The sequence below is a fragment of the Halorhabdus rudnickae genome (assembly GCF_900880625.1).
Taxonomy (GTDB): Archaea; Halobacteriota; Halobacteria; order Halobacteriales; family Haloarculaceae; genus Halorhabdus; species Halorhabdus rudnickae.
The window spans coordinates 1,835,933-1,851,772 of sequence record NZ_CAAHFB010000001.1 but is presented as its reverse complement, the minus strand read 5'-3'; the positions used below and the strand labels follow the sequence as shown (position 1 = coordinate 1,851,772).

Annotated in this window: 12 protein-coding genes and 1 pseudogene; 4 read left to right on the top strand and 9 right to left on the bottom strand. The window is 56.5% G+C overall.

Annotation, left to right across the window (positions count from 1 at the left end; genetic code table 11):
• The first annotated feature begins 230 nt into the window (after positions 1-230).
• Both BN2694_RS09315 and BN2694_RS17420 read left to right on the top strand, forming a co-directional pair.
• Positions 231-680 (top strand): universal stress protein, encoded by a 450-nt coding sequence (locus tag BN2694_RS09315; RefSeq protein ID WP_135664310.1) that lies wholly within the window; start codon positions 231-233, stop codon positions 678-680.
• A 425-nt stretch (positions 681-1,105) separates the two neighbouring features.
• Positions 1,106-1,306 carry a hypothetical protein gene (locus BN2694_RS17420; protein WP_135664308.1) on the top strand — a complete coding sequence of 67 codons (201 nt, stop codon included), beginning with the start codon at positions 1,106-1,108 and terminating at the stop codon, positions 1,304-1,306.
• A 568-nt stretch (positions 1,307-1,874) separates the two neighbouring features.
• Here BN2694_RS17420 and BN2694_RS18025 read toward each other — a convergent pair.
• Both BN2694_RS18025 and BN2694_RS17930 read right to left on the bottom strand, forming a co-directional pair.
• Entirely contained in the window at positions 1,875-2,042 is a 168-nt protein-coding gene (locus BN2694_RS18025) for a Beta-galactosidase C-terminal domain (RefSeq protein ID WP_342210810.1), read from the bottom strand.
• A 48-nt stretch (positions 2,043-2,090) separates the two neighbouring features.
• A pseudogene (locus tag BN2694_RS17930) lies at positions 2,091-3,590 on the bottom strand (beta-galactosidase); the annotation flags it as partial.
• Between the two features lie 152 nt (positions 3,591-3,742).
• Here BN2694_RS17930 and BN2694_RS09300 point away from each other — a divergent pair.
• Positions 3,743-4,834 carry a galactokinase gene (locus tag BN2694_RS09300; protein WP_135664306.1) on the top strand — a complete coding sequence of 364 codons (1,092 nt, stop codon included), beginning with the start codon at positions 3,743-3,745 and terminating at the stop codon, positions 4,832-4,834.
• 23 nt (positions 4,835-4,857) lie between these two features.
• Here the strand turns inward: BN2694_RS09300 and BN2694_RS09295 are convergent, their stop codons facing one another.
• The 5 genes from BN2694_RS09295 to BN2694_RS09280 form a co-directional block, all read right to left on the bottom strand.
• The gene (locus BN2694_RS09295; protein WP_135664304.1) at positions 4,858-6,036 is read right to left on the bottom strand and encodes an ABC transporter substrate-binding protein; all 1,179 of its coding nucleotides are present in this window, start codon (positions 6,034-6,036) and stop codon (positions 4,858-4,860) included.
• Between the two features lie 156 nt (positions 6,037-6,192).
• On the bottom strand, positions 6,193-7,140 hold the full coding sequence (locus tag BN2694_RS09290; protein ID WP_135664302.1) for an NAD-dependent epimerase/dehydratase family protein: 948 nt from the start codon (positions 7,138-7,140) through the stop codon (positions 6,193-6,195).
• A gap of 408 nt (positions 7,141-7,548) precedes the next feature.
• Positions 7,549-8,520 carry a galactose-1-phosphate uridylyltransferase gene (gene galT, locus BN2694_RS09285; protein ID WP_135664300.1) on the bottom strand — a complete coding sequence of 324 codons (972 nt, stop codon included), beginning with the start codon at positions 8,518-8,520 and terminating at the stop codon, positions 7,549-7,551.
• 1 nt (position 8,521) lies between these two features.
• Complete coding sequence (locus BN2694_RS17925; RefSeq protein WP_280176673.1) at positions 8,522-8,653, bottom strand: hypothetical protein; 132 nt, start codon at positions 8,651-8,653, stop codon at positions 8,522-8,524.
• Positions 8,654-8,907: 254 nt separating this feature from the next.
• Positions 8,908-9,342, bottom strand: a complete 435-nt coding sequence (locus tag BN2694_RS09280; RefSeq protein WP_210408935.1) for a hypothetical protein — start codon at positions 9,340-9,342, stop codon at positions 8,908-8,910.
• Between the two features lie 1,150 nt (positions 9,343-10,492).
• On the opposite strand from BN2694_RS09280, the gene BN2694_RS09275 reads away from it, so the two are divergent.
• On the top strand, positions 10,493-12,229 hold the full coding sequence (locus BN2694_RS09275; RefSeq protein ID WP_135664298.1) for a glycoside hydrolase family 97 protein: 1,737 nt from the start codon (positions 10,493-10,495) through the stop codon (positions 12,227-12,229).
• 37 nt (positions 12,230-12,266) lie between these two features.
• On the opposite strand, the gene BN2694_RS09270 is transcribed toward BN2694_RS09275, so the two are convergent.
• Together BN2694_RS09270 and rdfA are read right to left on the bottom strand one after the other, a co-directional pair.
• Positions 12,267-14,273, bottom strand: a complete 2,007-nt coding sequence (locus tag BN2694_RS09270; protein ID WP_135664296.1) for an archaea-specific SMC-related protein — start codon at positions 14,271-14,273, stop codon at positions 12,267-12,269.
• Between the two features lie 11 nt (positions 14,274-14,284).
• Positions 14,285-14,968 (bottom strand): rod-determining factor RdfA, encoded by a 684-nt coding sequence (rdfA, locus tag BN2694_RS09265; RefSeq protein ID WP_135664294.1) that lies wholly within the window; start codon positions 14,966-14,968, stop codon positions 14,285-14,287.
• Between the last annotated feature and the right edge of the window lie 872 nt (positions 14,969-15,840).

Sequence of the window (15,840 nt, the reverse complement as noted above, 5' to 3'; positions counted from 1 at the left end):
TCACGTGGACTATTGCCTTTCAGACGAAGATCAATCGTCTTCAGTTCCGATTCCCCGCCTCTTGTCCGAAATCAATCAACAAACTATGGTCGTTTTCAATACTAAATCACTTTTATGCTATCAACAGAGGCGACTTGATTATCGTGAATTTCTGTGGTGTACTGCGAACGTGGATATGATAGAAATGTTTAAATAGTCTCTTGTATAGTCATACAAACGTTGATTTCATCATGACTCTGGAAACTATTCTTTTGGCCATCGGGCCGAAAGATAACGATCGCATCGATGAACTCGCGGAAACAGTCCTCGAGATAGCTACGCCGTCTGAGGCAACGGTCGTCATCACGCACGTATTCACACCGGAAGAATATGAAAACACAGTGGATCGACTGGACTTCGATACGCAATCGGATGCGGACCCCGACGACGTCGCTCACCGACACGGGGCTGTCCGGACACTCACCGACGCATTCGACGACGCCGGCGTCAAATACGACATCCACGGCCGGGTCGGCGACCACGCCACGGAGATCGTTGATCTGGCCACCGAGATCGACGCCGACCGGGTCGTCGTCGGCGGACGTAAGCGGTCTCCGAGTGGCAAGGCGGTCTTCGGGAGCGTCGCTCAGGACATCATGCTTGATGCACCGTCTCCAGTGACGTTCGTCAAAAACAAGTAGAATACCTAATTTACCCGCCTTTTGGCTGGTGCTACCGGATTCACGAGGGTATCGCCGATACGCGTATTCGACTGTGCTTTGTCGTTTCATCTCCGGGACATTATGAACTCTTGACCACCAGTCCGATATAAGTTCTATGAGTTAGGATACATGACACGCATATATTACAGTGACCAGATCCCTCAACTGAGGGATACGGCAGCCATAGAGTTCTTGCCGACTGATCACGCGGCGATCCCGGAGCGAATCCCCACCGAGCCAGCGGTCAATGTCGACTTCTCGACAATAGACGAGCGTGAACAGATTGGAGCGGGGGGACGGCCAAAGGGGACTCTCACCGCAGTACTCGGCGCCGGAGCAACTTGACCCCGAAACGTTCGGCCCACTGGTCGACCACACCGGCATCTATCAACTCGGGACAGTCGGTGTACGAACTCCTGGTCGGGAGGACACTCTCCAGGGGAACCGCCAAGGATGTGATGGATCGATATCTCTTCGACGCGCCCGAACCGCCGACCGAGGTTGAATCGAATCTCCCGACAGCAATCGATGACACGGAACTGGCTGTCGATCGGATCGAACGTATCATTCACATTGCGTCTCGGGTACAACGACCATACGTGTGAAATAATCAAATAAAATATCATACTTCTTTTTTGACTAAGTAGTTATATGAGTTCTCGGTTTCGATTCCCGGGGCGGTCACCTGTATTCGGCGCTTTGCGTCGTCGTAGCGCAAGGGGCGATGGCCCGTCCTGTCGACGAGAGTCATGGCGGCTTCGACAACCTGGTTCTCACAGAGTTCTTACCGGAACTGCTCGGTCAATACGTTCGCTGTCGACGTAGATAGTCGAATCGGCGCTACTCAGCTTGTTTCGGTATTCGTCGCGGCCTATAGCCAGTACTGGCGATCAGTGATTTAAATCACTATTTCAGCGGACAAGACGTATGTAGTGCGTTCCACAGACGGGCCGTAGATCGGTTTCTGGGCCCAGTCGTGGATAGCTTCCTCCGAGTTATTCTCGCCAAAGTAACAACTAACGTAACAATATATAAATATGGTAGGAATGGTTGCTGTACTCGATCATTAGGATACTGTAACCAGTACGGTGTCTGCTCACGCTCTGCACAATCATACGGTCGGGTATCGACCGTTCTATTGTACATCTTACGACACTTCCGGCACTCGAGACGTTATTGTGAATCGTCGATCTCGATCGTCGGTGCCGCTGCGTCTGTGACCGCGATGTCGTAGGCCTCGATGGTCGCTCCTCCGGGATAGAAGTCACTGTCCTCGGGAACGTCGACTGTCACCGATTCGCCGGTGAAGTTCCCAACCCAGGTCATGTCGTCCCGCTCCATGACGCGAACCCCCGTCGGGAGCCTTTCGGTCGTCTCGACGCCGGCCCGTTCGAGGAGATCGGAGACGACCGCGCTGGTCAACTCTTCGCTGGGATAGGTCCCGACGTAGGCCACCGAGCCGTCACCGACCGTGTTGTGGACGATCGCGGATTTCCCCTCGGAGCGTTCGCCCTCGTAGTGGCCGATCGTTTCGGCCTCGTCGGTGGTCAGCCACTCGTTCCAGACGCGCGCGTCGTAGGTCTCACCGTCGTAGACGACCGAACTGGTGATCGACTCGGGGACGCTCTCGTGCTGTCGGACCGTCGCTCCGAGGAGCGACGCCAGTGGTCCCGGCTGGGCGCTGTCGTGAAGCCTGTTGTAGCGGTCTTTGAATCCCGTCCGCATCGTCACGACGAGTTCGCCACCGTCCTCGACGTACGCTTCGAGCGTCCCTGCGATGCCCTCGTCGACGAGATACAGCGTGGGGGCGACGACGGCGTCGTACTTGCCCAGATCCCGCGAGGGTGGGACAAAGACGACATCCGCGCCATGTGCGATCGCGTAGTGGGCCCACAGCCCCATCGCACCGTCGGCGGGTTGGGGCGAGTACGGCGGCCAGTTGATGTCGCCCGGTTGCTGTTCCATGATCCACACCGGCGACTCGGTCGCGCTCCGGTAGAGGTCGTGGTCGAGTCCCAGGTTGTCCGGATTCCCGACTCGATACTCGTCTTCGGTAACCGACTCGCGCTGGACCTGTATGTGACCGGTCGGGTAGGAGTCCCAGGACGCGAAGCCCAACGCTTCGGCCACGCCGTAGGCGTTCAGCGCGTCGTGGGACATGAAGTTGTGCGTGACGAACCACTCATCGTTGTGCTCCCGCAGGATGTCGACCTGAAACTGGTTGTACTCCCCGACACCGTCGTTCGTGAATCGATGATAGTCCAGTAGCTTCGATGGGTGGTGGCTCCCGGGCGTATGTCGAGGTGGGTCGATCTCGCTGAACGAGGTGAGTTCCTGACTCCTGAACTCGGTTCCCCAGCGTTCGTTGAGCGACTCAATGTCGCCGTACTTCTCACGGAGCCAGTTCCGGAAGCCACTCCCACAGACCTCACACTAACAGTGCAGTGTCCCTGCCCAGCCGTACTCGTTGTCGACCTGCCACCCGACGACGGTCTCCTCATTCGCGAAGCGATCGGCCAACTCCTCAACGATGCGGCGAGATTCTCGGCGGTAGATCTCCGAATTGTAACAGTAATGGCGGCGACTGCCGAACTCCCGGGTCGTTCTATCCGCTTCCTCCTGAAGCACACTGGGATACTCGTCGATGAGCCACTTCGGCGGTGCTGCTGTCGGCGTACACAGGACGGCTTTCATCCCGTGATCCTCAATCAGTGACACTGCTCTCTCTAACCACTCGAAATCGTATTCGCCTGGTTTGGGTTCGAACTCTGACCACGCGAACTCGGCCATGCGGACGTATTCGATGCCCGTTGCGGCCATCTGCTTGATGTCGTCTTCCATGTTCTCCGACGGCCAGTGCTCCGGAAAGTAACAGACGCCAACGTCGATGTCCGATCCACTATCCAGCCATATAACTGATTAATTACCAAATTCTACAGATAATATCACTGTCCGCCACTCGCTTCGACCGGGTAACGCAGGCGCGAAACCACCGATCATCATTTTTAAGAGGTGGCTAATCGAATGATTGACGGTAAACAATGCGCGACCAACACGAGTACCAGATCGTCTCTCCGGGTCGGGTGAACCTGATCGGCGAGCACACGGACTACACGTACGGATACGTGATGCCACTTGCGACGGACCTCCATACGCGTCTGGACGCCACGCCGACCGACCAGGCCGAGGAGGTACAGATCCGCTCCGAGGCGATCGGCGAGACACGGACGGTCTCGATCGACGATCCCCAGGCCAACGGGGACTGGACCGACTACGTCGCGGGTTGTTACGCGGTTTTGCAAGCGGAAGGCTACGATCCGGCGGGCTTCGTCGGTGAACTCAGCGGGGATCTCCCGCTCGGCTCGGGGATGAGTTCCTCGGCGAGTCTCGAACTAGCGATCATCGGCTTCCTCGACAGTGTCCACGAGTTCGGTCTGTCGCGCGAGGAGATGGCGACGCTGGCCCAGCGCGTCGAGAACGACTTCGTCGGCGTCTCGTGTGGTATCATGGATCAGTTCGCCGTCGCACTCGGGCAAGCCGACCACGCGCTCAAGATCGACACGGAGTCGCTCGGGTACGAACCGGTCCGTTTTCCGGAAGACCTCGAGGTCGTCGTCTTCCACACCGGCGTCGAGCGAGAGCTGGTCGATTCCGAGTACAACCAGCGCCGGGAGACCGTCGAAGCGGCACTGGACACCCTCGGCGAGTCCAGTTCGAAGGATGTCTCCGCGGACGATCTCGATGCGCTCCCCCCGCTCCAGAAACAGCGTCTCGGCTACGTCATCCGGGAGAACGAGCGCGTCCAGCGCGCTGTCGAGGCACTCGAAAGCGGCGATAACGCCGGCTTTGGCGACGTGCTCGTGACTGCCCATCGGGATATTGCGGAGAACTACGAGGCCAGTTGCGCGGAACTGGACTTCTTCGTGGATGCGGCCCTCGAGGAAGGCGCGTACGGTGCTCGGCTCACGGGCGCTGGATGGGGCGGCACAGCGATCGCGATCGTGGACACCGCGGGCGCGGATGCGTTCGCCGAATCCGTCTACGAGACTTACACCGATCAGTTCCCGGATCGAGACCCACACTATCACCTCGTGACGGCAAGCGAGGGCGTCTCCGTCTCCGCCGAAAACTGACCCGGTAGCGATCGCGGCGACGGTTACGATTTCTCGAAGGTCTCGACCAGTTCTTTCCGGGCCGAATCGACATCCGGCTCCGAAGCGAACTCCGTGAACGTCGACAACAGTTCGATCCGCTGGTCCGGGGTGGCTGCCAGCCCGTGAGCGATCGATGGTGGTTGCGAGCGGGACCGCTGGAACGAACGGATCTGGTCTTGCTGGAACGCAGAGAACTCGTTTTCGGGCACATCCGTACGTGGTGGGATCGATCCCTTCTCCTTGTTGAACGCTACCTGCCCCTCCACGGAGGCAGCCGTTTCCAGGAACCCTTCCACGCCGTCGTCGAGACCGTCTGTCTTCGCGGCGATGGCCGCGTCCATGTTCATCACGTAGCGGTCTTCTGTCCCGGGGAATGGAAGATAGTCCCACTCCGCTTGGTAGTCAAAGTCCGCCTGAGTGTTGAACCCCTTGACAGACCAGTCCCCTTGGGTGAAAAACGCCGATTCTTCGTCAGTGAACCGGCTCTGGACGTCGGTCAAATTGAGGAACAGCGAATTGTCGGGCGTAAAGTCCATGTACCGCTCGAGAAGCGTGAGCGACGTTTCGATCGCCGAACTGTTTCGTTGGGCGTCACCTTCCGTGATCTGGTTGTATACGTCGGGACCTGCCTGCCCGAGGAGAATCGTCGCCCACAGTTGTACGATCGGCCAGGGGTTTTTCATCGGCTGAATGAGCGGTACTGTGCCGGTGTCCGAGACCTGCTCGAGGATCTCGATGAACTCGCGCGGCGATCCCGCAGTAGTCGGATCGACACCGGCTTTCTCGACGAGTTCGACGTTGTAAAACAGGTTGTTTAAGCGGTGGATGTTGACTGGAATGGCGTAGTACTGCCCGTCGAACCGGGACAGCGAAGCCGGTCCGTCCAGATACTTCGATGCCAGGTTGTTCCGATCCCAGAGATGTGTGACGTCTGCTAACACGCCAGCATTGATGTATGGCGGGAGATTTGCGCCGGGCCAGTCGAACCAGATATCCGGCGGATTCTGTCTGAGAAGGTCCGTTTTCACCGTAAAGCGGACGTTATCTGTCGGCTGATCCGATACCGATTGCTCACGGTATTGACGGCGAAACACGTCGAACAACGCCTCGATAGCGCTTTCTCCGTCACCACTCCGCCAGTCGTGTACGACGCTGACACCCTCCGAGATTGTCCGTGGCATGGTGTTTCTCTATCTTACAGGAAGCGTGTCTTGGGGTATTAAAGGTGTCGAGTATTTCTATCGAGCCGCGACGCTACGGGCGCGGTGACGGCCGTGCACGCCGGTACAACGCCGACGCCGGACCGAATTACAACACAACGACAGTCCGTCTTGAGCCTAGCTCAGGTGGGGTTCGTTCTCGGCGTTCTCGAGGATCGCTTGGGCACCTTCTCGGACGGCTTGATCGCTCGGGACTGTCGGTTCCCAACCGAGCGCGGCGAGCTTCTCGATCGAGAGGCGCATCTTGGGGACGTCGCCGCTCCACCCGCGGTCTCCACCGGTGTATTCGTACTCGGGGTCGACACCCATGACGTCGCTGACGATATCGGCGATCCGATTGACGGAGGTGGTCGTTCGCGTGCCAAGATTGTACGTGTTGACCGGCTTGTCGGTGTTCTCGACGACATAACACATCGCGTCGATGCAGTCCTCGAGGGTCATGTAGGATTTCTCCTGGAGTCCGTTCCCCCGGATCGTCAGCGATTCCGGGTCCTGCTGGAGTTTGTAGATGAAGTCCGGGACGACGCCAGCACCGTAGCGCGGCCCGACGATATTCGCAAACCGGAAGTTCCAGGTCCTAAAGCCGTAGTTGTGTCCGTACACCGACAGTAGCGCTTCCTCTGAGAGTTTCGCCGCACCGTACTCGCTGATCGGTTCGAGGGGCGCGTAGTCCTCCGGCGTTGGCCGCGGTGCTTCGCCGTACACCGTCGAGGAAGAGGTAAAGGCGATGTGTTCGACGCCGACCTCGTTCATCCGTTCGAGGATGTTGTAGGTCATTTCGCCGTTCGTTTCGAACTGTTCTCGCGGTTGATCGGCGTTGACGTACTTGTCGGCCGCCAGGTGGAAGACGACATCCGTCTCGGCGTCGATCGCCTCGGCGACGACAGCCTCGTCGGTCAGGTCACCTTCGACAAACGTCGCAGCCTCCGGGACGGACTCCGCGATCCCGTTCGAGAGGTCATCAACGATGACGACGTCGTTGTCGTCGAGAAGTCGCTCCGCCAGCGCCGATCCGATCAACCCTGCACCACCGGTCACGAGGATCTTTTTATCAGTCAGCCTCATATGTCTATTCCCCACAGACGACATTAAATAGCTGTCGGATTGTGCTCCGGCCGAGAGACCTGAACTGCTCGCGATCGGGTACTCACATCTGATGCTTAATCATATATTCGGATAATCGCAATCAAATAGATCGCCGGTTAGAAACGCGAGCGGGCGACAGCCACTGTGGTCAGGAAAGCCACGAGCGCCGTGACGACGCATTCACTCGCGCAACGAGCGAACTGATACCGGGCTGAGCTGGCGTCGGCTGCAAGAGACACTGTCCCGACCGTTCGTGGTGATCGAAAGCGCCATAGAGTGTTCGTGATACTGTGGAAAACACGCGGACAGTCAGTAAAGCAGATCCGAGAGAACAGGCGAATCCCAATCGTATGGGCCGGCGCGCTCGGCTGCACGGTCGATGAACAATTATATTGCGTCTCGAAGTTCTGCAGCGGCTTCCTTGGCAAGTTTGTTGTTGATGTACGTCCCGGCGCCACGCTCGCTGCCGGCGGGATACTTCAGTTTGTCTTCGGTCCGGTAGGGCGGGTAAAACTCCATGTGGAAGTGCGCGTAGTCTTCGGCCTTCCCGTTGGTCGGCTGCTGGTGGGTCGCCATGATGTAGGGCATCTCGAAGCCAAACAGCGCGTCGTACCGCTGGAGGACTGCCTTGAGGAGTGTACCGAGATCGCGTTCAGTCTTGGCAGTGAACTCGGCCATCGACGGCACGTGATCGTTCGCGTAGACGTGCACCTCGTAGGTCCAGCGGGCATGGAACGGGACGACCGCGGTAAACGAGTCGTTCTGCGCGACGATCCGTCGACCGTCTTCGATTTCGGAATCGATGAGGTCACAGAACAAGCACCGACCTTCTTCCTTGAGGTGTTGTTCGCTCGACTCCAGCTCTCGCTCGATCTTTGGCGGCACGAACGGGTAGGCGTATATCTGCCCGTGTGGGTGCTCGAGTGTGACACCGACCTCTTCGCCTTTGTTCTCGAAAATGTAGACGTACTCGTGGTCGTCGACCGCACCCAACTCTTCGTAGCGGTCGCGCCACATCTTCACCAGCTTCACGAAGCGACTGACGGGTTCTTCGGACATCTGTCCGTCGTGTTTCTCCGTGAAGAGGACGACCTCACATTGCCCGTTGGCTTCCTCGACCGGGGAGAGGGCGGTCGAGTCGACCGCGGGGGCCGGCGGATCGGGCTGCAGCGACGGAAATCCATTCTCGACGACAGCCATGTCGTACTCCGGATCGGGAATCGCCGTGGGATACTCAGCGTCTTCCTCGGTCGGACAAAACGGGCAGTAATCTTCCGGGGGTTTGAAGGTACGCTCTTGGCGATGGGTTGCAGTGATGACCCATTCTTGCAACGTTGGATCCCAGCGTCGTTCGGTCATTTCAGGACTCCGTTGATTGTCGCGTCGGCTTTGACAGCGGTTCCTCGATCTCGTCGAGCTCGTCCTGTTCGTCGTCGAATTCGAAGAACACGACATACTTGTCGTTATGATTGCGGACCCTTCTCTTTTGCATTGTTCTCGTAGTAACTAAGTAGATTCCAGTTGTTAATTCTATCGGAGGTCTCCTGCCACCGACATCAGTACCGCCAGAGCAGTATTGAAACCGCCGATGGGTGGTGTTTTATCCGAGTGACCGACAATTGGCGGGCCGTTCGGACCGATCATACCCGCGCGGTCACCACGCAACCGTGTCTGTCACACCGATATGAGTGTGACACTACTACTGTGTATGAACAGTCTACCATTCATCTATTATATTCGACTATTTCATATGTGGGTTGAAAATTCCCGTTTGAGAATTGCACCCGCGCCAACGAAAATGAAGATGAGGCCACTGATAACCAGGAGAAACAACCCCGGTTGGACTGCATACCTTTCAACTGACCAATAGTCGAGGAAGGTATTTCCGAACAGCAAGAATGTCACGGCACCAACACCGATGAGCGCAATATCCGGACTCCAAGTGCGGTATCGTGCCAATATGACCACCACGACAACGGCTACAACGAGTAAGATGATGAAGGGGTCACCCCCATCAAAGCCAGCTTCCAAGCCTGCCACAAATTCAGCCGTGTAGTAGGGTTGTCCATCAGTATAACCAACTGGCTGTTTCTGAACCCACGGGAGATACACCCCAACAACGCTCAAAACCGCTGCGAAGATCGTCCCAGTAATATATGCAGGTGTCGGTCTCTTTCCCATATCGCATCCGTAACGCGGCACTGCCAAATACTTTGTCTGTGTGAACTGTAATTTTTGATTGAAAGAATTCTACCATGTTACGAGAGCGTGTCATAGAAAGATTCTCACGGAGTTCGTGAGTCGATCAGTACAGTTGAACAGACTACCGGCTCATCTTTCGTGAAGGCCTTCCAAAAAGAGCGAGAGTATCCAGTAGGCTATCCCAAGTGTAACGATCGCACCGATAGTACCGATCAGGTAGTCCCCTACCAGAAGTCTCCCTGCTAACTCGATAGCAAATAGACCAACTAGTCCGAGAAACAGCCCTAAGAGCCCACGGTGAAGTGCTGACGCTAATTGTTCAGTCCCGGATTTTGTGGAAGGCATGTCAGTGCAAAATAACACACACACGACTTGTTAAGAATTTCGGTGCTTGATCAAAGTTTCAATGAGCAATACGCTCATACAGTGACCATCTCTACTCTAGCTGTGACTGATTCTATGACTGGTTATGTTACGAAGCTTTGAAACCAATTTTCGGCTGCTTGCGGCCCGACGTTGACTGAAATAGTTTGAGAACAAAAACGTTCGGCGTCTTATCTCGCGAAGATACGTTCGACGCTGTTCCGGTTTCCGCGACGTTCAACTTACAATCGGCGTTCGGCTCGTTACAGCTCAGTTTGGGGATGGTAGCAGTATCAACGAGAAACACGGCGTTTTCGACATCGTGTATCTCACAGAGTTCCTGAGAGAATATCTCGGTCAACGCAGTCATGGTCGTCGAATACAGCCGAACACACGCAATTTACTCATTTCAGGGTTTGTTGTGGCGTGTAGCCAGTACTTTCGATCATTGATTCAAATCACGGTTTCGTCGAGCGCGATCTGAGTCGGGTTTTTCCCGCCAACTGGCTGTAGATCAGCTTTCTGCACCCAATCGTGGCCTGCTTTGTGCGACCGTTGGGAACCGAAACAGTCAATTTTAGATACTGTATTCGAAAGTGATAGTCAGCAAAACGACATCGAATACTCTCCCGCCTACTGTCGCTGAGGGAGGTGATTTCGGTCATAGACCATCCGAAAATTCTCCCGCCTCACTTTTCAGGCGTAACTAAACACCGCCGAGCCAGCAGTAGTGGCGTTTATGTACTGATGTACCGTGTATTCGGATATGCCAACGGTACAGAGTCCCGAAGCGGACATCACCGTTGACCTTTCTCTTGGCGGGACGGTACAGACAATGGCTATCTCGAACGAGGGTCGACAGCTAATCAAACCGTCCCCTCTCCGACTCACTGATCCCGTATCCGACGGGTCTGAGGGGAATGAAGAGGTCTCTATCATATCGATCAGTCGGACGGAGCGTCAGATCCACCGGGAGTTTTCGACAGTCACTGGCAAGCAACGGGAACACACGTATCGAGCGACAGAGAGCGTTTTCTCCTGTGATCTATCGAACGGTCAACGCCTCGAGTTTTATATCCGCGTCTCCGCCAACGGGGTCGCGTTCCGGCTTCGATTTCCCGACACGAGCGTCTTGCTTACGTTCCAGCAAGAGGCAGGTATCCGGTTTCCCCGCCGGACGATTTCGTGGCTCTCGCCGTACGCGACCGGCCACGAGACGGACATCCATCAGACGTCAGTGTTCGACGCCGCGGGGACCTTTTCCATGCCGGGGCTGTTCAAGATCTACGACGATCAGTGGGTTCTCCTCACCGAAGCCGATGTCGACGGTTCGTTTATGCCCTCCCAGCTCGGGGCCGATCCGCAAGACGATCGGATGTACTTCCAACATCCTGAGTTTCCCGTTCGGACCACGAGTGGTTTCGAGATTCCCTGGAGAGTGATCGTTCTCGGCAGTCTCGAAACCGTCGTCGAATCCGATCTCGTCCCGGCACTGGTCGAGGGTTCACAGATCGATGATACCGACTGGATCGAACCCGGTCGAGTTGCCTGGTCGTGGTGGTCTGAGTGGGACAGCGCCGCGAACCCTGACCGACAGAAGGATTATATCGACTACGCAAGTGCACGCGACTGGGAATACGTCCTCATTGACGAAGGGTGGGAGGCAGAGTGGATGCCGGACGTCGTCGAGTACGCGGCGGCCAAAGACGTTGGCGTGTTCATCTGGACACACTGGACGGACCTCTATGATCCCGAGGAGCGTGAAGTGAAGCTCTCACGCTGGAAGCGTTGGGGTGTCGACGGCATCAAGATCGACGTCATGGACGCCAACGAACAGGGTCGAATGCAGTTTTACGACCAATTGCTACAGGCAACTGCCGAATACGAACTGATGGTCAACTTCCACAGTTCCTTGCTCCCGACCGGGATGAAGGCTCGCTGGCCACACGTCCTCACCTACGAGGCCGTCAAAGGAGCCGAACACTACGAGTGGGCGACGCTGACTCCGACACACAACACCGTCCTGCCGTACATGCGCAACGTCGTCGGACCGATGGATTACACGCCCGTGACGCTCTCGGCAGAGAACAGACACACGACCGTCGGCCACGAACTCGCCCTCTCGGTCGTCTATGAATCCGGTCTCCAACACTTCGCCGACAGCATCGACGAGTATGCCGCTCGCCCGCACGCGGAGTGGTTTCTCGAACGGGTCCCCGCAGTCTGGGACGAAACGCGGTTCATCGCCGGACAACCGGGGACAGGAGCGACGATCGCCCGTCGGTCCGGTGGCGAGTGGTTCGTCGGCTCGATCACTGCTGGTGGTGAGCAAACAATCGACGTTCCGCTGTCGTTTCTGTCTGAATCCAGGACCGGCACGATACTCCAGGACGACGACACTGGTGAGGTGCTCCGCCGCGATTCACTGTCGGTCGACCCAGCCGACGAACTCTCCATTAGCGTGCGTCCGAACGGCGGTTTCTGTATCTACCTCCCACAATAACGGCTATCCGATCCGAACAAGCCTCTCGACGCGGCCACTAGGGAGTCAACTCGGACGCATCCCCAGTAACTTCAATCACATCTACTGCCCCGAGTTCGTCTAGTACAGGATCTAGTTCCTCGAAGAGGACCACAGCGATTAGATACGCGTGATATTGTGCAAAGTACTCGAGGAGCCGCGCTTTTCGTGTCGCATCGATCATCTCCATGGAGTCAAGCAGCATGAACGGCATCTTTTCGTGTACCTCGTGAGCCAGATTGCCTGCGAGAGCGAACACCAGTGCGACGACCTGCCGTTCGCTCTCGCTCAGGTGCTGGACACTGTCTTCGAACACCGTGCCATCGTCGTGACTTCGAACCACGTGGAGGTCGAAGACGGTCTCGGTGTCACCACGTCCGGCGCTCGACTGTTCTTTGCGTTCGAGCCAGACACGTTCGATATTCGCAAAATCGAGCCGTTCCAGCAGCGCCTCCATGTGTTCGTTGAAGGTCTCGATCGTCCGCTGTTCGAGGCGCTCGATCCGGGTTCGGCGTTCCTGTAACTCCTCTCGTATCTCCGACCGTGTCGCTTCGAGATCGGACAGTTCGGACAGCTCCGCCTCCACCGTCTCGATTTCGTCTTCGAGGTCTGTGAGTCGTTCCTGGAGGGCGTCCCGCTCAACTTCTAGTTCGTTGACCTCCTTGTGGCGGTCGATCACCCGCTGATAGCCCTCGTCGGTCTCGAGGGACGCCAGTTTCTCCTCTAGATCGTCGATATTCTCGCTCAGACCGGTTTTGCGATCGACGAGGCTCTCGATCGTCCGTTCGGTTCGGTCGATTTCCTGTTGGGTTCGTTCGCGCCGTTCGACCAGTCGATCGCGCGTGGCTCTCTGCTCGTCCAGGCGCTCGATCTTGGTTTCGATCGCTTCGATCCGCTCGTCGACGTCGGTATACTCCTCGTAGAGCGACGCTCGATACTGATCGAGGGCGTCGACCGTCTCCTCGATCTCTGCTCGACTGGTCGTTTGGCCGCACGTCCAACATACCAGCGCCTCTTCGTCCGGACTGTGCAGTTGTTTGGTGAGCTGCTCTCCACGACTCACCGCCGATCCGGCCTCGACGTCGATCGCGGATTCGATCGCGTCGAACAGCGATGCATCGTCCGTCCGGAATTCCTCGTTGAAGTCGATCAGCGTCTGCAGTTGCTCGATCTGGTCTTCGAGTTGCTCCTTGCGGTCCCACAGCTCCGATCGCTCCCGCTGTAATTCGTCACGATCGGCGTCCAGTGGGTCCAATTCGCGCAGTTCAGCCTTGATGTCCGCAAGTCGCTCTTTCGCTGCTTGGACAGCTTTTCGTTCGGCAGTCAGTTCCTGTTCCGTTTCCTGTCGTTCGTTCCGGGCTTGCTTGAGTTCAGAGAGTGTCTCGTCGACAGCCTCACGCTGTGACCGCGACTCGGCGACATCTCTGTCGGCAGCTGCGAGCTCTCTTTGCCTAGTTTCGAGTTCCGCCTCGACTTCCTCGTACTCCGTCTGTGCGTGGTCTCGTCTCGATCGAAGGTCCGGTAGTCGCTCGTTTTGGAGATGTTCTCGACGCTCTATCTGCTCGTCGACACCATCTAGCTCATCGCGAAGCTCGGTGATCTCTCGCTCGATCGCTGTGAGATCAATCGGTTCCATCACGATGTCCCGGAGGTTACCTTCGGTGACGACGGTCTGTCTCGTCTCGTTGTTTGCGAGGAGGAACGCAAAGAGATCCGGGGCGGTCGCGTCGTCGAGATACGGGTCGCCCTCGAAGCGAACTGTCCCGGACTCCGTCCGGCGCAACCGGCGGGTATACGACTCCCCGTCTAGAGAGAGCCGGACGAACCCGTCATCTGCACTCGCGTTCAACGTTGCGAGGTCGCTCCCGAACACGCCAGCAATCGCTCGAAGAATGGACGTCCGGTTTGTCGCGTTTTCCCCAGACAAAAGCGTTGTTCCTTCGTCGAATTCGATACGAAGACGTTCAATTCCGCCGATATTTTTGATTTCAACCGTTGCAGTCCGCCCTTTCCCCGTTTCGGTCATGAATTGTCGAACTAGACCAGATTGTGGCCCTCTTCAGCCGGCTCCTCCGTGCTAGTCTCGTCCCGGTCGGTCGATCGATCACACTCACAGCCGTGTTTGACAGCAGCTGTGAACGATTTCCGTTCGTTGCACTCGGGGCAGACGACAGTTACCGATGCAGAAACCTCCGGATCCTCGAAGCCCAGTGACGTCTGCTTGTTCAGTTCCGAGAGCGTATTGGCCGCGACTTTCTCTACGCGACGATTCATCGCACGGATACGGTCGATTGCATCCGTCGTATCGATCGGATCGGCGGTCTCTCGCTTCCGACTCGTACAGTTCTTGAAATGCCGATCGATCGTTTTGTACGAAATGAAGTCCTCTCTGAGACGCGTCGGATCGATCCCGTTCTTCTCGAGTCTCCGTTCGACACGATTCGATCGATCGTCCGAATCGGCGGTCAACTGATCGTAGATGAGATCTTCTTCGCCGTCGAGTGGGGGTTCTCCCTGTTCGATGAGCGTGACCTGGATGACCTGTTTATTGAACCGATTTGCGATCGTTCGGAGTCCTGGCCCATCCATCGCTGCCCACTCTTCTGCGAGGGTTTCGTCAAGGAACTCGTCTATCCCGTATTTCGCGGCTATCCGCCCCGCTTTACAACAGGCGGCTTGATCGTCTACGGCCTCCTCTCCAATCGATCCTCGGTCAGCCATTTTGTCTGAATACTAATTAGCGTCGGCCTGTATTTGTAATATTCGGTTAGCGGGGTTCAACTGGAACTCTTCGATTCCCGACACGAGCGCAGTCGCGTATATCTCTCGTGACATTCACGCCTGTGCGGGATTCACTACCCTCCAGAAGTGTCGCGGGATGCACTACCGCTGGCAAGGAGGTCGGCGGCAGTCGTTTTTCACGATGGCGCCAAGGGGTGCGTTCAGAGACGATGGTGCTATCCGAATGAGACGGTCATGGGCCAGTCGTTGGCCACTTCTGTACGCCTCGTCTAGAATTATTTGAAAACAAATAGCTTCTATTCTTTAACTCATGAATTATATGTTCGACACTGATTCGTCTTCCGGACTGTTCGCGACCGAAATCGTGACCATTCCGGTTGCAAGCGTCTTTCAATGAGTGTGGATCAAGGATCTGACCATCACGTCGCCACCATCGTGCTTTCCGTGCAGTTTGTGAGACAACGATCGAACAAGAGCCGATATTCTGGCGTTTTACGCACTGTGTGGCATGATTCGTTTGCCCCCGGATCGACGGCCGGGTACAGCTACTCCTGCTCGACGACGAGCAGGATTTCGATTTCGTCGTTCGTACTGTGATTTGGACGCTGTCCAGTTTCGGACTGTCTATCTTTTTTGTGCACCCAGCCACCAATCGGTGAACGAGCGCGTTTGATACGATAAATCTAAAAAATAGATATAGTATTTTAAAGTGATGTATTGGCCAGCTTCGAGTGACTTCTTTTGCTCTTCGTCAGCGATCGCGGTGTCGTTTTCGCTGTAGCAACTCTCCATCGATTTGGACGATACTCCCACTCGCGTACTCGGATATCGATCACCGTGCAACCGCCACG